Source organism: Deinococcus arcticus, from assembly GCF_003028415.1.
Taxonomy (GTDB): Bacteria; Deinococcota; Deinococci; order Deinococcales; family Deinococcaceae; genus Deinococcus; species Deinococcus arcticus.
Genome location: NZ_PYSV01000030.1, coordinates 1 through 19,745, shown reverse-complemented (window position 1 = coordinate 19,745; position 19,745 = coordinate 1). Strand labels below are relative to the sequence as shown.

19 protein-coding genes and 1 pseudogene are annotated in these 19,745 nt (G+C 65.0%); 11 read left to right on the top strand and 9 right to left on the bottom strand.

Going from position 1 to position 19,745, the window contains the following annotated elements:
* Positions 1-213: 213 nt before the first annotated feature.
* Both C8263_RS17800 and C8263_RS17795 read right to left on the bottom strand, forming a co-directional pair.
* A complete protein-coding gene (locus C8263_RS17800) occupies positions 214-684 on the bottom strand; it encodes a hypothetical protein (protein WP_146160771.1) in 471 nt (156 codons plus the stop codon).
* Positions 684-2,726 carry an alpha/beta hydrolase family protein gene (locus tag C8263_RS17795; protein ID WP_146160770.1) on the bottom strand — a complete coding sequence of 681 codons (2,043 nt, stop codon included), beginning with the start codon at positions 2,724-2,726 and terminating at the stop codon, positions 684-686. Before C8263_RS17795 ends, C8263_RS17800 begins: the two co-directional genes overlap by 1 nt.
* 164 nt (positions 2,727-2,890) lie before the next feature.
* Between C8263_RS17795 and C8263_RS17790 the strand changes: the two genes are divergently transcribed.
* The 4 genes from C8263_RS17790 (at position 2,891) to C8263_RS19100 (ending at position 6,310) form a co-directional block, all read left to right on the top strand.
* Complete coding sequence (locus C8263_RS17790; RefSeq protein ID WP_107139468.1) at positions 2,891-3,208, top strand: hypothetical protein; 318 nt, start codon at positions 2,891-2,893, stop codon at positions 3,206-3,208.
* The gene (locus tag C8263_RS17785; protein WP_146160769.1) at positions 3,205-3,657 is read left to right on the top strand and encodes a hypothetical protein; all 453 of its coding nucleotides are present in this window, start codon (positions 3,205-3,207) and stop codon (positions 3,655-3,657) included. The genes C8263_RS17790 and C8263_RS17785 overlap by 4 nt, the downstream gene beginning before the upstream one ends.
* 479 nt (positions 3,658-4,136) lie before the next feature.
* Positions 4,137-4,694 carry a hypothetical protein gene (locus C8263_RS17780; protein WP_107139466.1) on the top strand — a complete coding sequence of 186 codons (558 nt, stop codon included), beginning with the start codon at positions 4,137-4,139 and terminating at the stop codon, positions 4,692-4,694.
* Positions 4,695-6,118: 1,424 nt separating this feature from the next.
* Entirely contained in the window at positions 6,119-6,310 is a 192-nt protein-coding gene (locus tag C8263_RS19100; protein WP_146160768.1) for a hypothetical protein, read from the top strand.
* A 135-nt stretch (positions 6,311-6,445) separates the two neighbouring features.
* Here C8263_RS19100 and C8263_RS17770 read toward each other — a convergent pair whose 3' ends face one another.
* Complete coding sequence (locus C8263_RS17770) at positions 6,446-6,898, bottom strand: hypothetical protein (protein ID WP_107139464.1); 453 nt, start codon at positions 6,896-6,898, stop codon at positions 6,446-6,448.
* Between the two features lie 203 nt (positions 6,899-7,101).
* Here C8263_RS17770 and C8263_RS19410 point away from each other — a divergent pair, with 203 nt between their 5' ends.
* The 5 genes from C8263_RS19410 (at position 7,102) to C8263_RS17750 (ending at position 11,373) form a co-directional block, all read left to right on the top strand.
* Complete coding sequence (locus C8263_RS19410) at positions 7,102-7,263, top strand: hypothetical protein (protein ID WP_158263853.1); 162 nt, start codon at positions 7,102-7,104, stop codon at positions 7,261-7,263.
* A gap of 416 nt (positions 7,264-7,679) precedes the next feature.
* A complete protein-coding gene (locus C8263_RS17765) occupies positions 7,680-8,057 on the top strand; it encodes a hypothetical protein (RefSeq protein ID WP_146160767.1) in 378 nt (125 codons plus the stop codon).
* Between the two features lie 357 nt (positions 8,058-8,414).
* The gene (locus tag C8263_RS17760; RefSeq protein ID WP_107139462.1) at positions 8,415-9,398 is read left to right on the top strand and encodes an SEL1-like repeat protein; all 984 of its coding nucleotides are present in this window, start codon (positions 8,415-8,417) and stop codon (positions 9,396-9,398) included.
* Positions 9,362-9,856: a hypothetical protein gene (locus tag C8263_RS17755; RefSeq protein ID WP_107139461.1), complete on the top strand. Its 495-nt coding sequence runs from the start codon at positions 9,362-9,364 to the stop codon at positions 9,854-9,856. Before C8263_RS17760 ends, C8263_RS17755 begins: the two co-directional genes overlap by 37 nt.
* Positions 9,857-10,056: 200 nt before the next feature.
* Positions 10,057-11,373: a hypothetical protein gene (locus tag C8263_RS17750; protein WP_146160765.1), complete on the top strand. Its 1,317-nt coding sequence runs from the start codon at positions 10,057-10,059 to the stop codon at positions 11,371-11,373.
* 40 nt (positions 11,374-11,413) lie between these two features.
* On the opposite strand, the gene C8263_RS17745 is transcribed toward C8263_RS17750, so the two are convergent.
* Complete coding sequence (locus C8263_RS17745) at positions 11,414-12,226, bottom strand: hypothetical protein (RefSeq protein ID WP_146160764.1); 813 nt, start codon at positions 12,224-12,226, stop codon at positions 11,414-11,416.
* A 195-nt stretch (positions 12,227-12,421) separates the two neighbouring features.
* Complete coding sequence (locus C8263_RS17740) at positions 12,422-12,907, bottom strand: NUDIX hydrolase (protein ID WP_199188447.1); 486 nt, start codon at positions 12,905-12,907, stop codon at positions 12,422-12,424.
* Between the two features lie 319 nt (positions 12,908-13,226).
* On the opposite strand from C8263_RS17740, the gene C8263_RS17735 reads away from it, so the two are divergent.
* Entirely contained in the window at positions 13,227-13,544 is a 318-nt protein-coding gene (locus C8263_RS17735) for a hypothetical protein (protein ID WP_233218903.1), read from the top strand.
* A 300-nt stretch (positions 13,545-13,844) separates the two neighbouring features.
* Here C8263_RS17735 and C8263_RS17730 read toward each other — a convergent pair whose 3' ends face one another.
* Both C8263_RS17730 and C8263_RS17725 read right to left on the bottom strand, forming a co-directional pair.
* The gene (locus C8263_RS17730; RefSeq protein WP_107139458.1) at positions 13,845-14,615 is read right to left on the bottom strand and encodes an RNase H family protein; all 771 of its coding nucleotides are present in this window, start codon (positions 14,613-14,615) and stop codon (positions 13,845-13,847) included.
* Positions 14,616-14,631: 16 nt separating this feature from the next.
* On the bottom strand, positions 14,632-16,365 hold the full coding sequence (locus tag C8263_RS17725) for a TROVE domain-containing protein (protein ID WP_107139457.1): 1,734 nt from the start codon (positions 16,363-16,365) through the stop codon (positions 14,632-14,634).
* Positions 16,366-17,766: 1,401 nt separating this feature from the next.
* On the opposite strand from C8263_RS17725, the gene C8263_RS17720 reads away from it, so the two are divergent.
* Complete coding sequence (locus tag C8263_RS17720) at positions 17,767-18,183, top strand: hypothetical protein (protein ID WP_146160763.1); 417 nt, start codon at positions 17,767-17,769, stop codon at positions 18,181-18,183.
* Between the two features lie 120 nt (positions 18,184-18,303).
* Here C8263_RS17720 and C8263_RS17715 read toward each other — a convergent pair whose 3' ends face one another.
* A complete protein-coding gene (locus C8263_RS17715) occupies positions 18,304-19,545 on the bottom strand; it encodes a WD40 repeat domain-containing protein (protein ID WP_107139455.1) in 1,242 nt (413 codons plus the stop codon).
* A gap of 73 nt (positions 19,546-19,618) precedes the next feature.
* Positions 19,619-19,745: pseudogene (locus C8263_RS17710) on the bottom strand (IS6 family transposase); the annotation flags it as partial.

Below are 19,745 nucleotides of genomic sequence, written 5' to 3'. Positions count from 1 at the left end.
CTGTGGACGCCTTTGCGAGTCATGTCCGTCAGTTCCTGCCGCTCGTGTGCCGTTAACGCCACCACAAACTGTTTCTGTCGCCCCATCCCTCAGCTTAGATCAAGCCAAGCCTGTGGTCATCCACTAGTGCCGCAAAGCGCCCGCGTTCAGGCGGCTGGCGCTTCGTGTCCTCATCCGCGAGACCGGGGACCAGTAGGTCCCCGGTCTCTGTGCTCAAGGTTCGTTCCACTCGAAGGGCGGCGTGTAAACGATGTCCGAATCGTAGTTCTTCAGGATGTCGGGCGCACTCTTGAACGTCTCTTCTTTCGGCTTCAGGTAACTGATTCCAAGGCCGAAGCGCATGTTCTCCGCATCTTTCAATTGAAAACTTCCGTGATATTGCCCATAATCGTCGCCCCACGGCTGACTCTCTACATAGGGCTCAATAGCGTTCGACAGCAGCTCCAGCACCTCGTCACGAGACAGCTTCGAGACGTAGGCGCGTGAACCGTTCTTGGACGCCCCTTTGCCGTAGAACGTTTCGCCGTCAATTTCTTTGAATTGATCCCCAGAGAGGACGCCGTAGACTGCCTCGTTCAATTGATCCACCATCATCTTCGTCTTGTCTCCAGTCGGTTGCACTGTTTCAGCCGGCTGTGTCCGGCAAGCCGTGAGGAAGCAGCACATGATGAGCAGCTTTTTCATCAGCCTCTCCACGCGCGCCAGATGATTTCCAACTGGCTGCGAACCTGCACCCTGACGTCCGGCGAAATGGGAACACCGTTGTCGAAATACGATTTGATGGGCGCATATTTGGCTGGAAACGCCGGCATGGTGCCCGGATAGCCGACGATCGGCCGGGCCTCATAATCCGTTTCCGTGTGATCCATGTTGAGTACCTTGGACAGGGTGACGTCATCCGGGTCCAGGGGCAGCGGCGCCGTGCCGGACAGCAGCGGCTCGGCCCGCGTCTTGAACTGCTCAAAGGTCTTGATGCTTCTGTCGGCCGCCAGATTCTCGATGTGCGACAGCAGGGTGTTGTAGGCGATATTGGCGTACACCACCTCTTCAAAGGGATCTGTGCCCGGCACCAGGTGGAGCTTCCCCGTGGCCAGCTTCCGGTTGCCTTCGGTGACAATCCGGGGGTCCTGAGCCGTGGCATAGCTGCCGCCGAACACCGTCTTCACCTCCTGCACCTTCTGACCCGGTTTGGCGGACAGGGTCGCTTCATCCTTCAGGCCGTTGTCCACGATCTCCTGCAGGTCCGGCGACAGCGTGCGCTGCCCGCGCAGATAGGTGCTGAGCATCGGGGTGACATGCCCAGCGGAGGCGTTCATGGCCGCGTCGTTGGTGAACGGTTTGCCACTGCCTTTGTCCCGGCTCACCCGGTCAAAGTAGTAGATCTGGCCGTCCAGGGGCTTTTCGCCGGCGGTGGGCACCACATCCCCGTCGATGCGGTAATGCCGGGCGGTCACCGGGTCGGCCTGGCCTTTGCCCCCGTTGTAGGCCCGCATCTTGTCCACCATTGCCTTATCAATGTTGGCGGCCTGGAACGTCACCACCTGATCAAATTCGGCCGGGTAGAGGGCTGGAACCAGCTGCGCGATGGCGCCGCCCAGACTGTGGCCGGTGGAAATGGCTTTGCCCTTCACGCGGGCCAGATTGGCCTCGATCAAATCCTGGTTGGGCTGCACCTGGAGCCAGCCAATCTGCGTGGGGCTGGCGTCCCCAATGACGGTATCCACGGTGCCTTCGATGCCGCCGCGCCGGGCCGCCGCCTGCGCCTGCATAGAGCCGCCGTCCGCTTTCGCTTTGGCGGCGGCCGCCTTGCCCTGAACATCGAACTGCACCCCTTCCGTGCCGCGAAACGCCACGATGGGGGTCTGCCAGCGGCCCTTGGCCTTGGGGGTAAAGACGCGCATCTGCAGGCCCCAACGCCCCAGGATCAGCGGGCCGGCGGTATAGCCGAAGTGACTCAGCAGCGCCGCCGGATTGCTGTGGCGCCGCTCGTCCAGGGTGTCGGCATTCATTTCCGCTGCGCTCTGGTTGCTGTACACCAGCCCGACGGCAATCTGCTCCAAGAACGCGTCGAGGGTCAGTGTTTCCTCGTTGACGGGCGGCGGCACAAGAGCCATCAGGGGGCCGCGCACATTGGCGTCCAGGATCAGCTCGCCCAGGGCGGCGCTCAGCGTCTTGCCGCCGTTGCGCTTGGCATAGGCGGCGGCCACCGCATGCCGGTCCTTGGCCGCCACGGCGCCCAGCATGGCCTTGAGCACGGCGGCCGCGTGATTGCTGAGGTCCAGAGCGTCACGTGTGACCGTGGTCTTGAGCCCCACGGGCATGGGGGAGAGCGAGAAGCCCAGCCCGGTGTGGGCTTCAGAGAGCTTTCTCGTGTGGCCAGTGGTCAGGTCCTGGGCCGCCGCCGGGCCCATGAGCGCTGGCGTGACACTGTTGGCCAGGGCCCCCTGCCACCAGCTCAGCCCCTCGCCGGTGGGTCCCAGGTTCTGGACCACCGAATTCTTCATCGGAACCTGCCTGGTGTGGCTGTCGATCCACTGGTCAAGCAGTGCGGCCTGCTCGGTAGGCTTGCCCGCCAGGGCCTTCATTTTGGCAGCGCTGCGCTGCATTTCCGCCTGAACGGCCGCTGGCAGGGTGGAGACGGGGGGACGGGCCGGCGCAGCAGCGGTGGCCGATGCCTGAGGTGCATTCGCAGCCGCTGGCGCGCGGCGGGTGGTGGATTCGAGCATGGAGCCTCCTGTCTGCAGAGTACGTGAACCCCCTTCACCTTAGGAGCACATCTGACCACAGGCGCATTCAGCATCCATCCATCTTGGTGAGGTGTGCAGGTGGCTGACCATCAATGGGTTGACCGGTTGGTCACGGCTCACCTGCCTGTCGAGTTTCAGTGGCCATGAGGGGCAAACTGCTGGTGGAAAAGGTAGAGGATCAGGTCGCGAAACTGGGCCCCAAAATCATGAAGCGCGAGCAGATGGAGGGGCGCCTGGGGGCGCTCCAGACCAAGGTCTTCACCACAGGAGCACTGTCCATCACGCGGGAAGCTTATACCCTCTTCGTGCAGATGGGACTCAAGGATTGGGAAGCCAACACACGCATCGACTGCGACAAACGGAAACTCGCCGTGGAGAACCCGGCACCTGAGGAATGCAGGGTGGTGGCCTCGCAGTTCCCAGGTCTGTGGGCCGCGTGGTGGCCTGGAGTCCGGAAATGAGAGGGGTCGTCTACATCGTCCCTGCCGTGCTGGTCGCCTGTGCACCCACGGGAGGACAGCTGGAGAAAACCGAATTGCTGGACATGATGCGGAGCCTGGCCACCGAGAACCTGGGCCTGACGCCCATCACCTGTGCGGACGCCGCCTTCAGGCGTGATCCCACCAATGCCTGCTACGCCGCGCCGTACAGCGCCGACGAGTTTATGACCAAGGCAGAGACGCTGCTGACCAGCAAGGGCTTTTCCAGTGTGACCGGGTGGCGCGATGACTACGGGGTGGCCAGCACCGCAGTGCAGTACCGAGGCACGCCGCAACGGATTGGCATGTACTACGCCCGGCCGACCAGTTTCTGGGATCAACCCCGATATGCGGAGCTGCGCGCCTTGAAAGCGCAGGGACAGGTCATGGTCAGTGTGAGTGAAACGGACCCTGCTGAGCGCGCGGAGTGAACACCAGAATGTCGCGGTAGCGTTCCCGTGCATTTGGGCGCAGCACCCGCTGCGGCTGTAAAGCCTCCTGACACGCCTTGGTGTACCCCGCGTCCGCAGAAGCAAGAACAGTGCTCTTGAGAACGCTCTGGCAACTGAAGCCCGGTAAGCGAATGAGCCGTAACCGACTGGCAGCCCTGCCGCCACCGTTTTCCCTCAGCGTCATCGGTTACGCCTTCCGGCTGTAGCGAGCCGTTCAGGTGGCGTGACGCCCCCTACGCCCGGGCGAGGCGCTGTTGGCGGGGCAATAGAGGTGATAGGGGAGGAGGCTCTTGGGCCTACACAGGCCAAAGGTCATCGGATTCAGGCGCCGCACACCGCAGGTGCACGGCACGAGCAGGCCTGGCCAGCACGTTGACCAGGCTCGGCAGGGGCAGCCGGCGGTGCGTCACGGCCGCACCTGCGCTGCGCGGCCCGCACCGTGCATGCTTTGATGGGGTGTGGACATCACCCTGCTGATCGTTCTCGTGCCGCTGATCATCTTTCTTGGCGGGCTCGCTGCCCTGTTCCGGGTCCGCAAGCAGCGGCGCCTGCTCTGGCCCGCGCTCGCGGCGCTGCTTGGCGCGCCCCTGCTGCTGTTCGTGGCCGCGACGATCTGGGAGAGCACCCTCAGTCCAGAGGAGGCCGCCAGATATACGCTGCCCCAGGCCGGCACGGCGGCCAGCCGCGCCGCGAAGATCTCTGCGCCCCAAGCTGCACCCGGGGTTCCTGAAGAGGCGCGCCAGTTGGCCGTGATCGCTGGTCGCCGGCCCCCCGACGCGGAAATTGCGCAAAAGGTTGCGCAGCTGAACCGGCTCTGCCCTGACAGGACGCCCAGCACCGCTGACCTGGTGGTGAATCTGCGGCAGGTGGTGGCCGAGCGGACGGGCCGTGAGCCTGACATCGTGGCGGTCCTGGATCAGTTCATCAAAGCCCAGGACGGGCCAGCTGCCGCGCGGAAGGTACCCTGTGTGGAGACTGGGGGCTTGGTGGCCAGATTGATGGTGGACGGCTTGTAGGCCACCAACGCGCCCGAGACCGTGGACTTGGTGCCGTTGGCATGTCGCTGAGCAGGCTGTGTACAGATGAGGTGGACCTTTTGGGCCGGGCCCCACCTGCAAGCCGGTCGAAGTCGTGGCTTCCAGTGCTCGCCCGTCGATGTTGCCCAGCTGTCAACAGCAACCGCTCTTCAAGGGTGGAGATCTGCTCTGGCGCCGGGATTCTGGCGACTGAACCTGAGCGGAGTTGCGGGAAAGCGCAGCAGGTGGCCTGTCAATCAGGTCGCCTGCTGCATCGCCTTTGGCCAGAAGACCAAGGCTGCGGTTTGAACCCTTCGTCTGACGGCGACGGAGATGGGTGTTCAGGTGTGGCGGCGAAGGTTGTCGACGCGGCCGTGTAGGGCGAGGCATTCCTTGCCTACACTGGCGTCATGCCAACGACCATCCTGCGCCTCCTGGTCACCATTGCGTTCGTGCCGGTGGTCGGCGGTGAACCCCTCACGCCTGATTCAAGGACCGCGCCCTGAACCTTCTGGCGTTCAACAACCGCGACCGCTCTCTAATGGGTGGGGATCTGCGTCCAATCGCCGTTGCGGTGGTGTTCAAACGGTGAGCACGTCCGTCAGGTGTTTGGCTCGCTGGCGCGCCCTCACGCTTCTGGCCTGCCAGCTTCTGCCTGTTGCGGTCTTTCTCGGCAGTGGATATGTTCGCCCCCGTCCACCAGCAGAGGCGGGGGCAGCCAGCTCCTCTTATAACCTCGTGATGTTGTTCGGGGGCCTCCTGAGCATCGCGGTGGCGTTGGGGCTCTACAACGCTCTTTATGAGTTGATTCGTCGGACGTGGGGTTGGCCACGTTGGCTGTATGTCGTGATCGGCGCTGGGATCTTCCTGACGGTGCAAGGTGTGACCGGTGGGCTGACGGACGCCTCCAGCGCCTGGACGGGAACAGTTGAGCCCTTGCTGATCGCGGGTCTACTTGACGTGGCAATTTACTCGGTCGTCACCAGGGGTGTGTCCCGGACCCAAACGGTGTAAACCAGGCAGGGACCGGGCGTGCGTCACCATGTCCCACAGCTCGCGGGCTCGGCACCCTCAAGCGTATACCCCGACTGGACAGAGCACTGATTCCGTGACGAAGAGCGTGCAGCACGCAGATATCAAACGACCAAATCCTGAGCGGGAATTTCTGTTCCAACTCTGGTGTCACCCCCTTTACTGCGCGCCGCGCGGCGGATCGTCACGATTGATGGCCCCAACCCGTGACACTCCCCCCCGGGCGTCGCGCTTTCCTGGGGTTGAACACGTGGTTTCTCCTGGCCAGCTGGAGCAAAACGTCAAGAGTGGTGCCCAGGCCCTGAGAAAGGTGTGGGACGCTTGGCTTCGCGAGGACAGCCCATATTGGGCTTTATCCGGCCACTGGGCCAGCTCCGTCTGGGCCGCTTTCGGTGGACGCCACCCTCCCCGCCCAGGAGCCGATTGAAGAAACACTCGGTACGCCCGTGACGCTGCAGGAGGACGTCAAAGGCAACTCTGTGCTCGTCGCCGGCCCGCCACAACCCGCGCGTGACGCCGCTTACGTCCACCTGCATCTGATCAAGGTTGCCGGTGGCGCAGGGCATCGGTCAACAGATCGCTGAATTTGACAGACCACGAGCGAATGGATTTGCAGGTGACAACACTCCCCCTTCCCTCAAGCGTTGCTTTCCGGCCCGGTCACTCAGCGTCACCCGGTGGTCCAGCCACACGGCGCAGCTGATCCCAGCAAGGGAAAATCAGTTGCCAGCGAGCATCTCACCGTTCAGCCCCACATCACCCTCTCCCAACAACTTGCCACAACCGCCAGCAGGCAAGCTGGCCTGATCAGGCGGGTCAAGCAGCGTAAGGCCCGCGACCGTCAGGCCTTCGCCCGCAGCCGCCTCAAAGAGCCACCGCCGGTCTACCAGCGTCACCGGAATGCCCAGGGTTTCCCCGCGCGCCTCAGCTGGATGTTGCCCAGGCAGGAAGGCGGCAATCAGCGCTTTCATCCAGCTGGCCTTGACTGCGCCGTGCCCCGGTACTCGGACCAGATCCTCCTGGCTCACGGGGCCTGGAGGGCTGCCGATCAGCATCAGCGGTCGGGCGCGCGGCATCAGCACCACCCGCGTGCCGCCTGCTGCCAGCACCTGGGCCAGCAGCGTGGCGAGTGCCTCAGCAGCGGCCAGGTCGAGCGCAGCTTCGGTCTTCACGACTGGACCATACCAGAGTGCGCTGGCAGCGCTGATCACTGCCTCGTGACGGCCGAATGACCTCACACGGCCACTGCCTTGCGGCTGCCCTCGCGACCGCCGCGAACCCGACACTTCGTGTCTCTGGGACCGTCCAGGTACACCTGGAACGCCCTTCGTTTGCCCGGAAAGGCTGTATCGTCCCAGTCGGCAATGTGAAGCGCATGATCGTGCTCAAGCTGGCTGAGCACGAAGAAGCGGTGCCCAGACAGGCCAAGGCTCAGCGTAAGCTGGTCATTCAGGCGCTGCTGGCGACAAAGGACATCGAGGCCCTGGAAGGCCAGTCGCGCAAGCAGCGCCTCAAGGCACTCGACAGCCTGAGCTGAAGTGCAGAGCCGTTCATGAAGGGAGCCGCCTACAGCTCCCCCTTCTTCGTCCCCCAGCGCAGGGCCTGACGACCACGTCCTGGGCCCTGCGGCTGACATGAGTCCCCTTGCCCAGCGTCCATGCCCACCCTGAGGTCAGCCCATATCTCGGCAAGTGAATCGACCCGCCGCGATGGGTCCGAAACCTGACCGAACAGAAGATGGCTGTGGAAGCACGAGACCTTCCGAACATAGGATGTCCAGGCGTGTGCGGCTCTTGCGGACCTGAACAGTCCGGTGAGGTCCTGGAGCGTAGGGCCGCAGCAGTGCGGGTTAGGCGGCGCCTTAGATACCCCATGATGGGACGCATGGGTTCAGGCCTCTCCTCTCTCGTCCTGGCCTGGTCACGCCACGCGCGCGGCTGGGCCCGCTTGAGCATGAAGACCAAGCGCCGCGTGTCGGTGTACATGTGCCTGGGCACTGTGGTGGTGCTGGCCTTCACTGGCCTGGTCATCATGGCTTCCCTGGGCATGGGCCTGTTGGGGGGCCCAGCGGCCATGGAAGTGATGTGGCGCGAGCTCACCGGTGAGCCCTGGGCCCTGATCGTCACGGGGCTCATGGCCCTCTGCGGCGTCTGGCAGATCTGGGCGTGGGGTAGCCACCTGCCGGTCGCGCCGGTCTCGAGCGTGGTGTTCGCCGGACTGCTCCTGATGCCCTGGCGCGAGGGAGCGCCCTGGGTCCTGCTGCTGCTGGCGCCGGCCATGTGGCTGTCTGTGCAGGCATGGAGGTTAGGCAAGAGGCCTGGACCGGCCTGAAGAACATGTGGTCAACTCGCTGTCAGGGCACAGCAGCATTGAAATGGATGCCGCGGACCTGGCAGGAAAGCGTGTGAAAGTCCGACTGGCGCAGCCAGTGGTGACCTTCTGGCACAAGGACGGGTTTCCCAGGTGTCGACTTCGGCAGGGTGGACTGTAGGAAGTTCCTCTGCGCCTGCCCGTTTGGGATGAGGCCACCACAGTCGTGCCATCACGGAAAAAGCCACGGAGAAGTGGGGACAGAAAACCCAGTACTGGGTTCTGGCAAAACCGGAGGGCGCAGCTCTTTCAGGAGATCCGGGGGAGGCCCGGCATGGTGGCCTGCAAAGCGGTCAGGCGCACGCTAGCCTGTGCGGCATGCGGCTCTCATCGGACGTTCCTGACGGGGCGGCAGAACTGTTCGCGCCCCTGGGCGCCGAAAGGCGCCGCATGACCCCCACGCCGGAGCTCCTGGAGCGGGCCATGACTGACCGTGAACTTCTGCGCGCGCAGTTGCGCGCCTGCGTGCGGGGCGGCCCGGTGCATCCTGGCTGGTCTCCTCTCCAGGACGTCGCGTACGGACACGTCATGGCGCAGGAACCAGAGGCCCTGGCCGCCTGGAGTGTCTTGATGGCTGCGGGTATGGTGCGTCATGAGGACTCGGGCGTCCCGGAAGAGGCCCGACTCGAAGCGGCCCAGCGGGCTATGCGCCAGGCGGCCGTGGATGGCCTGGTGAGCGCGCAGGCGCGCCTGGGCACACTCCTGATCATGAACCTTCCCCCAGAAGGCGAGAAAGCCCAGGTGCCCGTGAAAGAGGCCGTCCGCTGGCTCGAGCAGGCGCTGGAGATGGGTCAAGCGCTGCTGGAGGCTGGTGAACCGGACAGCGACTGGGTCCGCGAGTGCATGAACGGCGCGCGTCTGACCCTGGGGAGCATGCTGGCCCTCGGTATTGGGGCCGAGCGCGATCTGGAGCGTGCACGTGAACTGATAGAGAGCGCAAGGGGTTCCTTTCCCATAGAAACTGAGCTCAACCTGGCGGTGATCACCCTGCAGGCCTGGCCTGCAGGGCCAGGCCGCCCAGCGTCGGCGGCGGCCCGGCGCACCCTCAAGGCGCTGCGCGGTGACCCCCTCATCGGCGCCAGCGCGGCACGCAGCCTCGCCTGGGCCCGACTCACTGGTCGGGGCGGCTGGCCACATCCACTGGGGGCGCTGACGGCGACCCGGCAGGCCCGCCGTCTGGAGGCCGCCTGGCAGGTCCAGAAAGCCCGTGAGCAGGAGGAAGCCGCCCAGATCCTGCAGGCGTGGCGCGCCCGGCACGGCAACCCTTGGGCGCCTGGGCCTGGGACAGCGCCTGGCGCCTGAGCACACCAGCGGCCCTGCTCGCCGTCCAGGAATTCCCTCACCAGGCTCTTCCTCTGGCGATCATCGACCCGGTCCTCCGGCGTGATGAGCCTGCTCCGGGCGATGACTTCGTCGAGCAGCGGCTTAAAACAGCAGATCGGGACTATGTCATTGTCCAGCTGCTGGAGCATCTGGACAACCTGGATGAGGCGCGCAGCGAGATGCGCCGCAGCCGCGCCATTCCCGGCCTAGTGACCATCAGCGAGTATGCCCTCCATGTGCCGGCAGGCGGCCTTCCGGCACTGTTCGGGTTGAGCGCTCAGCCGACGACGCTCTTTATCTCCCGTGAGGCTCGCCAGGCGCTCGCCGCAGCCGGGTTGGCCGGACCGGTCTACCTGCCGCTGGCCGGGTACCAGAACGGTACGGGCGACGAGACCGACGTCCCAGTGCCTGCCCCCACCGTGCCTGAGGGGGCATAACGGCTCAGGTGATCCAGTGGCGCCGTGCCGGGATCCAGGCTGTTGATCAGGGGATGGATCTGAGGGCGTGGGGCATCACTGCGTCGTTCAGGCCTTGCCCGGCCACCCGGGCAGGCCCAGGGACAGGGGAGAGGCGCACGGATGGCGTAGGCCAGAATGGGCATGGGAACCTGCTTCTGGAATGCCTATGCTCCCAGAACGTGCAGAGCGGCGAATTCTCCCTTCCTTTGGCACTTCTCTTCACGCTGGGCGTTCACGCGTCCGTCAGTGAGGCCCGTGAAGCGCTTGAGCGTCACCTCGCGTCCGCTCACCCAGCATGGCGTGTGTGGCTCTGGGACCAGCATTCACCACGTTTTCAGGCCTACCGGGAAGTGGAGCGGCGAGGCACCCTGTACCACGCCACCGTCGATGTCGAGCTGCAGGGTCAGGCAGGTAGCGTCTGGACCGTCCACGCTGGCCTCCTATACGAGAAGCTGGTGCGCCGATCAGATCCGCCACTGAAAGGAATCCGCCCTGAACTCCAGAGCCTGGCGCAGGTTCTGGCCTCTGGCCTGCCTTCCCACGAGCTCCTGTTCATCATCCGTGCGATCGAGAAGCCCCTCTCAGATGACGAGGCAGCCTTGCTGGCCCTCCAGCTGCCTGACGCTGGAGAGAACAGCGACCTCGCTCCGGTGGCCCAGGCCCTGATGGCGGCCATTCAGACGGCCGCGTCGTGGGCCGGTGTGGTCCTTTCAGACGTGCCGGACCGGCCCAATCATTGGATTCAGGCGTTGAAGGCAGCGGCCACGCGGGCCCTTGGCCTGGACGGCAGCTGGATTCGGGCGCGCCACCTGCCACCTGACTTTCCTGACGCCCTGCTTCCAGAAGCCCGGCCGAAATGGACACTGGAAGAGGCGCAAGCTCTGGGGTGGCACTTTGCTGGCATGCACCGCGCTGGGCTGTATGACGAGGGTCCGAACGGGTGGTACGAGCGGTGGGAAAGCCTGGCCAACCCGAATGAATCGGCGACCGTGCTGCTGGCGCAGGACGCACGGCAACCCTGGCACTGGCAGGAACAGGACCCGGGCGTTACCTCCTTGAGGGAGGGCATCGACGACGTGGTCTGGCGGGTGCAGGAGCCGGCCTTCGCGAACGGGGAAGCCAATGAGGACGAAGCGGGCCTGACCCACATGGCGGACCTCTATGGGTGGAACGGCGTCTTTGATGCGGTGATGCACGTTCTGCGGGACGACACGTGCGTGGAGAACTGGGCGACGACCGCCGCGACCCTCTGGTGTCTGCAGGACCACTGGCCTGAGCGCCGTGCGGGCAGTGATGACGTGTGGATCGGCCATCTGTACCACGCGGTGGACCGCGCCGCCGTGCTGGGCGTGAACCTGGAAGAACGTGACTTCGAGAACCTCGCGTGGAGCATCACCATCAAGCTCCGCAGCCTGTCCTCCCTCTTTGAGTACGAGCCACGAGAAGATCCTGGGGTTCAGGCTGTGATGGGCGTTCTCGCTCGCCAGGAAGGCTGAGAAGAAGCACGGCCCCGGTCTTCAGCGGCCTGTCTGCGCCTCATTTGAAGCGGAGGAACTCGAGCTTCTGAGGTTCGGGCTTCACAACAACGGCCTGCCCCACAGGGGGCACCTTGTACGCGTGAACAGCGGGAAAATAGAACGCCCCGTACCGGCGCAGGGTCTGTGCCGTGTAGCGTGGCGTGGGCCCTTTCTCAACTTTCAGCAGCATCTGAAAGCCGCCCCGCACCTGTCCGCCCTCAGGCCACACCTCATTGTCTTCCTGGAATCTCAAAGCTTCCATCTGGGCGCCCGAGGCCGTGAATTCAAGCATCAACAGCGAAGAAGACCGCTGTGCGTTGTCTCCACAGGCAATGACAAAGGCCAGTTCCCGCCGTCCATTGAGGTCCACGTCTCTGAGGGCGTACACCTGCCGAATGACGCACAGCGAGAAGTTCGTCGTGGGCCTGAGGTACCAGACCTCGCGTCTGGTGCCTTCGCCAAAGACCACCAGATACTGCATGCCTTCACCCTTGCCCAGGTCCACGAGGGTCAGCCGCTCTGGGCGGGCGCTGCGCCACGGCGCGACCAGCGTGAACTGCACGTCACGCTGTGTCAGGGCGCCCAAGTGGTCATACCGCTGACCCGCTGGGAGACCGTACAGGGCGTTCAGGCGCCGATTTCCCGCCTCCCAGGTGCGCAGCCAGGAAATGAGCCGTCCAGCCTCGGCGCGTTCCGCCTGGGTCAGGTGCTGTACCGGTGAGGCCGGACGTGGGTCATGCAGCAAAACCGGTGTAGCACCAGCCAGCAACACCGCGCTGGACAGCGCCAGGCACAGGATGCGAGCAGGGGTCCTCAGATGAGGGGAGACCATGCGGGCATGCTACTGGTGGCTTCTGGGCCGCGCTGCCTCACGTGAGCCATCAGGGCCTGATGTCATTCACAGGTTCTGGACGACTTTCAGCGCCTGACCGACGGTTGGATCTCCCTGTCGTCCCCGCGTGTGCAGTCGGGTGAGAAGGTGCGGACAAGAACCACCAATCACGGGCCTGGTCGGCGTTGAAGAAGATCATTGCAGCGCACCGGAATCTTGCGGCGCCCGGTGTGGAGGCGAAAAGCCCCACTCGCTGTAAGGCACGCCTTGCAGTGCAAGCGTGAGCGCGTGGCGGACGTAGGGAATCATGGTCGTTGGCAGGTCATCGGGCCTGAACCAGTGCAGGCCCGCGCAGTACTGCGGTTCCAGATTCACAGGCTGACCCGTCCAGGTCCGAGGCCGGAAGAACAGGCCGTACCGGCTTTCGCCGCGTTCGTCCTGCAGATGGGTGATATGCACGAGGTCGAGGTCATCGGCGCAGAGGTCCAGACCTGCTTCTTCACGTGCTTCGGTGACCGCTGCTGCTGTGGAGGACTGTCCTTCATCGACGTATCCCGCCACCAGGGCGTACTGCCCGTCCGCGTAGCCAGTGTTCTGCCGCAGGAGCAGCAGCAGTTGTCCATCGCGTTCCAGAATCAGGTGGACGTTGGCGTACATCCGGGCAGGCTGGGGGCGCGTCATGGGAACCTCAGGAAAGCACGGGAAGGAAGAATAGATGCGCCACCATCTCTGTGGTGCACCTGGTCGTGACGCCTCGCCTCCTGAGACCAGCACGGAATTTTCCGGATCAGGCGGTGCCTTCAGATGTCAATGCAGGCGCTATGCACGCAGCCAACGAACCAGTCCATTCACCGTTCACCGTCAAATTCATCAGAACGCAGAGGGCATGAGGGCGAGAGGAGCCTGGATGCAAAGACGACGACACAGAGCGGGCGTCATCGGTGTGGTGAGTGCTCCACCAGTGACCTCACCTCACCGTGCCAGCGGCAGAGGCGGGCGCATGAGCGGCGACCGTGCTGTGCCGGCTGACATAAAGGAACGTTCGGTGATGCGGGTGCTGCTGGTGGAGGATCACCTCCCGGACGCGGTGCTGCTGGAGGAATGGCTAGAGCTGGCGGGCCTGGCGTGGGAGGTGATGCACGTGGAGACTTTTGCGCCAGCCACCGCTCGCTGGGAACAGGGAGGCTTCGACGCGCTCCTACTGAACCTCGACATCCCAGACGGCTTCGGACTGAACCTGCTGAGGCACGCGCTGCTTAGGCTCGAAGCCAGCGGCTCTCCGGAAAGGAGGGCCACGATCAGGATGAGCAGGGCATAGACGGTTAGCTGCACAGCGGTTGCCCCAAGAACCAGCGACAGCCGGTATTGCGATACGACCTGACATCACGTCCAGCTCGAGGCAGGCGTGTCGGACTTCGACCGAAGTTCAGTGGCGGGCCGCTCCAGGCCCGCCAGAGGGTGTGACGGTCCATGAGCGCAGGCGTTCCAGCGGGGTGGTGACATGCCCGCGAAGGTGGGAAAGTCGCCACGTTATGCCTCACTTCCCCCAGCCCCTTGCCCTGGCCGCTCTCCAGCAGGCCGCCGCCGAGGCCGTTCGCAAAGACCGCCCGCTGTTTTCTCAATGCGGCGAGCGGTCAACCAGCGTCTGACTGGCTCCGGCGAGGGCGGCGAGCTCGTCGGCACGGTTGTTGCTGGCGTCAGTGGCGTGTGCTTTGACCCACACGAAGCGCGTCGTGATTCCAGCCGTCTGCAGCGCCTGCTGCTGGGCGTGCAGCGCCTGCCACAGCGCCAGGTTCTCGATGGCGCCGCCAGGGCGCTTCCAGCCTTTCTTGACCCAGCCTGGCATCCAGCTGGTCATGCCGTCGACGACGTACTTGGAGTCCGAGTGCAGCACCAATTCGCGCACGTCCGGCGCCGCCGCGGCCAAGCGCAGGGCGCCCAGGGCAGCGAGCAGTTCCATCTCGTTGTTGGTGGCGTGTGCTGCGGGCCAGCCCACGGCCAGCGTCCCGGTCACCAGTGCCGCGCCGCCGCGCCCAGGGTTGGGATTGGCGCTGCCGTCCGAATGAACGCTCAGGCGCGTGTGGCGCTCGCCGGGTGTCGGGGAGAGCACAGGGAGCAGGCCCGTGCGCGCTGGATCGAGCTGTGGCAGCCAGTCGAGCCCAGGTCGGGCAGGCACCTCCCTGAGGGAGGGACCTGCGGCCGGGTCTGGTGCGGCGACAGTGTCCAGAGAGGAGGGAGGTGCGGCAGAGGTGAGAGCACTGATCTGGGTGGGTGCACCGGATTCGGTGTCCTCGAGGTGCACGCCCGGCATCAGCACCGCGATGGCGCGCAGGGCCGCGTACGCTTCGGGCGTACAACGCAACGTCAGGGTCAGAGTGGGAGCAGTCACGCCTGATTCTCCTGCTTCATGCCGACTTTTTCAGCGGCAGGTGGCCGAGAATGACGGTGACCGGATCCGGCTGTTCCAGGGCGGCCATCCAGTCCAGCACCCGGTCGCTGAATCCCCCGACGCTGACGAGGCGGGGATGTCGGCCCACGAAGCTGGCCTGATACCCGGCCAGGTTGATCACGTAGGCGCGCCTCTGCCCATCCTCGTCCAGGTACTGGTTCAATCTGCTCCAGGCGGCGTCGGCGACCTGCTCGTCCGTCAGAACGATGACCCGGTCGAAGTGCTCCATGAACGCCGCTTCGAAGGCAGGCACCAGGTAGGTGCCCCCACCCACTTCGGATTCTGTTCTTTGAATCCGTTGGGCCGCCTGCAGGGCGCTGGTCACGTCACTCAAGTCCACGTGTTTGAACCAGGTGCCGAAGCCATAGACCTTGCACTTCGCCTGCCTGCCGATCAATCCACCGAGGGTGCAGGCGGCCTCCATCCGGGACATCGTGCTTTTGTCCGAGACGGCGGCGTACATCGAGCCGCTCAGATCGACGAACGCGGCGGTCTGCCCGGGAAGCTGGCCCAGGCGCTGAGCGGCGTGTTCCATGGCGGTCTCCAGCGCCGAGAGCAGATACGGCGGCACGTCCTGGACCGGCCTCGTGCACCAGGAGGAAGCCGGAAGGTAGACGTTCCTTGTCCACCGCCAGCCCACCTGCACGGACTTGACGTGTTGGGTGCGGACGCTGCGTTCTGTGGGTTTCGGCGCCGGCACCTGGACCCCGAGTTCGATCAGTGCCGTTTCCATGGCGGTGTACCCACGTGCAGGCAGGGCAATGCGTCGGCGCTGCCAGTAGGACACCGCCTGCCACCGGGGGACCTTGGCCCGTCCTGCCACCGCCCTGGGACGCTGCACGGCGTTGTAGGCGCTGTAGAACCGGAACGGCAACTGCTGGCTGCTGGCCACTTCTTCCGGATCGGCGAGCCGCTCGGCCACCGGACGCAGGACGCGCTCGTCCACGTTGAGCGTGACCAGCGTGCGCAGGTTGCGCAGCAGCGCCATATACCCCATGGTCGGCGCGAGGGCGGCCCAGGTATCGGGGGTACTTCCGTCACGGGAAATCACCTGTTCCCAGCTGGCCACCCGCGTGCCTTCCCGGACCGCCCGCATCAGGGGGAGGCGCGCTTTTTCTTCTTCCGTCAAAGCCTTCCAGCCCTGGGTCAGGCTTCGGAAGAGAGCGGCCTGACGTTCATCGACGGGTATGGCGTGCGTGATGCGCAGGGCGTCTCGCTGGCTGAACGCTTTTGCCTGACCTGTGCCGGCGTAGCGGAGGGCCTGGCGTTCTGTCAGGGCATTGAGCCGCTGAGCGACGGCCCTCAGAAACCGTTTGGGGAACTTGCCCCTGGCATGCATGTACGTCAGGGCGTCCAGATGCTCGTCGCCGCGAATCCAGACGGCCTGGGCAGCCTGTTCCGCTTCAGGCAAAGCCAACGCGAAGGTCTCGCAGACCAGCATCGTGGCGGCCTTCCGGAGCATGAGCTGATGGCGGACGTAGGTGGCCAGTGCAGCGAGATATGGTCCACCGTCCGGCTCGGCAGCGATGGCGCGGACCAGCGTCCGGAACCGCGCCAGTGTGGCCGCCTGTCCCTCGTATAAGCTGTCACCGCTGAACAGTTGACTGGCGACCAGCAGATACAGTTCTTCCCGGGCAGAACGCCGATAGGCGGGGGCACCTTCATGGGTGCGCAGGGCTGGGACACCCATACGATGATCCTCCAAAAAGAGTGACGGGCAAACAAAAGCCCGGTCATTGCGTTCGAGAGGCAAGAGGGACCGGGCGCAGAGCGTGGAGGGAGGTTCAGGGGAAAATGGTCACGGGAAGGGGAGAAGACACCGGAGTGCCTCCGACAGGTCAGCCTCAGGCGAAGTGCTGAGGGGAACCTGCAATCTTCGGAGGGGGAAGGAACCGTGATCCGCGCCGCCTGAACGCCCAGAATTTATCGTGTGCCCTTTCCACTCGACATCGGTCAACTGGCTTAACCACGGCAGGCATGTTCACCGGCTTTCTCGACGGCCGCCGAATGAGGGCTCAGCGATGCTGGAAGGGCAGTCCTGCCGGTGACCTGTGGGACGTCCGGGACGGAGGGTGCCTCAGGGCTGGTGGCCTGCAGCGGCAGGGAAAAGCGACTCGAGCGTCGCTGACCCAGCGTCCGCTGGTTGGTGCACGTTCTTCAGACGTACGCACAAAAGCCCTGAGCACCGGCGGTGGGCCCGGCGATCTCAGGCGATCCGTGTGACGTGCGATGGGGCAGGTGCCCCAGCACACGCCGTTGAGCGCACAGGGGAGGGGGGAGGCCGCCAGCATCCCTGCAGGAGCCCCCGCATGAAGACACCGGTTTCGTCAGATCAGCAATTGGTCCTCCCGGACGCAGCACCATTCCAGGGCGTGCGATCCTGGCCCCGTGAACTCACGGCTCCAGCGGACCGGGCCGATGGTTCCCCATCTCCAAAGCGGCGATGAAGCGTCACGCGATGACAGCGCGACGGTCTGAGGCGCCGGAGGCCGAGAACGCTCAGGAAGATGACCGACGAGGCCTGGTGAACTTGGTGACGCCTGCTCACTGGACCCACAACGGCGCCCGTTCCTGCCGTGGCGGGCCCGGCCCAGGGCAGGCAGCCAGATCGGCAAGGTCCCACACGCCCGCTGGAGCCGTAGCCTGTCCTCGCACAACTCCCTGGACGCTGCTGCCTGGGTCACCCTGACAGCAGCCCAGCACTTCGTGCAGGCGGGTCAGGCCGACGGGCCTGGGTGTGTTCTCCCGCCGGGCTGCGGCGGGTCGCCCTCGATGTCGACCACTGCCGTGGTGCCCAGGGGCCCGCACTCGCGCAGGCCCCGATGGATGACCTGCCTCGGGCAGACGTCGAGGGTGACCCAGCGGGCTGGAACTTCAGCTACAACGTCTCGGCTCGCCGCCCAGCAGCCCTGTTGCACGCCTGCGACGCCTGGAGACCTCGGAGCCAGCCGGGCCCCGGCAGGAACGCGGTGAGACGCTGCTTTGACCCACTCGTCTGCCGGGAATTTGACCGTTCGTGTCGGTCTTGAGAGGGCGTCACCGGTTCGGCCGCCCCAACGGCGGCTTTGCTGAGGAGCAGGTACAGTACGTCATGGGCAGAGTTGCGAACTACATCCTCTACCACAACCCGGCCACCATGGGCCGCGGGTTTCGTGGAGCGGTCGCCACCAGCGGGATGATCGCCACCAACAAGGAAGCGGTCGCCGAGCGTGCCGCGAATGAAGGCGGCGTCATCTGGTGCGTCGGCCGCGCTTCGGCGCGCGAGAAACGCTATTTCCTGTATCAGCGGATCGTGGACACGCGGTGCAGCTACGCCAAGGACGCTGAGGACTTCCGGGTGACGTTGACTGGACGAACGACGCTCAGGCAGGGATACGAAAAGGACATCACCGACGAACCGTACTTCCCTCAGGTAAAGAAGCTGCTGAGCCTGGGCCTTCAGAGTCTCGGCGACCGCACCATCCTCGCCGCCTTCGAAGCCGAGTACGAGGAGAACAAAGCAGATTAAGGGACCCCCAGGGCCGTGGCGCTTCACCAGCGGGCTTTTCGGTCCTGACGGCGCCCGCCTGGCGTCCGAACGGAGTGAAGAGCCGGACGCCATTCCAGTAGGAGGGCTCGAGTTGTGCGCTCAGGGCGTGGGCAGGTCGATCACGGTCACTGATCCGAGCAAGGTTCGTGAGCCCACTGCCACCAGCAGGCGTGTTCCGTCCCCCGTGAAGCTCAGGTTTCTGGGGTACGTCACCAGATCCGTGACGCTGGAGATGCAGGCGCCGGTGGTGGCGTTCCACACGAACACCTCGTGTTCGCTCGAACTGCACGCTGCGTACCGCCCGTCGTCGGTCACGCACCAGTGCTCTCCAGCTGCCGCCGCGAAGGGGGCGTCGTCGACCAGGATGTCCGGCGATCGCAGTTCGGCCCCGAATTGTCCGCTCTGGCGATCGTAAACCCGCACGGCACCGGTTTCATCCGTCCCCAGGAGATGACGGCCGTTCAGACTGATGCCCTCCCAGGTGATGCCCCCGGGCAAGCCGAGCGGGGTGAGGTGGCCGTCCTCGAAGGCGAACCACGCCACTCCGTCCGCCGTACGGACAAGCGTACCTGCCGCCGCATACGCGAGAGTCCTGGCCTCGCCCGCCAGTTGCGCCAGCTGCGCGCCGGTGTCGGTTGCGTAGAGCGTGGGCTGCGCGTCCGCATTCACGAGGTACGCCGCGCCACCACGGGCGAGCCCGATATGTGCGCCAATCCCTGCATTGCCCTGGTGGCTGGTCTGTCTCTCGGCCAGGCGCCAGATGTGCGACGGTTCCACGCCAGCTTGACCGGTCAGTGGCCGGCCGGCCAACGCGCGACATTCCTCCGGCGTGGGGACGTCCCACACTGCCGTGCTCAGGTGCAGGCTGTCGTACCCGAGGCTCAAGAGATGCTGCCCGTCGGGGCTGAAGGCCACGGCGATCACGATGCGCTGAGCACGAAAGGTCACCTGAGGCCGTAAGGTCGCGGCGTTCCAAAGGATCACCGTTCCGTCCCAGTGCCCGGTGGCGAACATCGATCCTCCCGGCTGCGCCGCGAGGGCCTGCACGTAATGCGACGAACCGGTCAGGCTCGCGGCCGTTCGTCCCTGCAGGTCCACGATACGAACGTCTGCGCCGATACTCGCGCACACCACGAGCCCGTCTGAGACCGGCGCGGCTGCGCGCGCGGTGGTGTCGAAACGCGCGATCACGGCGCCCTCGCCCGATTCCGGATCAACGAGCGCCACGAGGTCGTCCACCGTCACCAGCAGGCGTCCGTTTCCGGCGAACGTCACGTCGGCGACCTCCTGCGCGAAGCCGATCCGCTGCGTTAAACCGGTCACGGCGTGATGAACGACCACCTCTCCGGACGTGAAGGGGTTCTGGCAACTTAACCTGAGTGAGGCCGGAGTAGCTCAGCAGGTGGCTTGATTCTCAAGCCACCTGCTGCATCGCCTCTCGCAAGCGGAGAAGAGCTGCGGATTGATGGCTTCGTCTGAGGGTGGCGGGAACGGTGGTTCGCGTGTGTCGATGGAGGTTCGAGACTCGGGCGTGCAGGGCG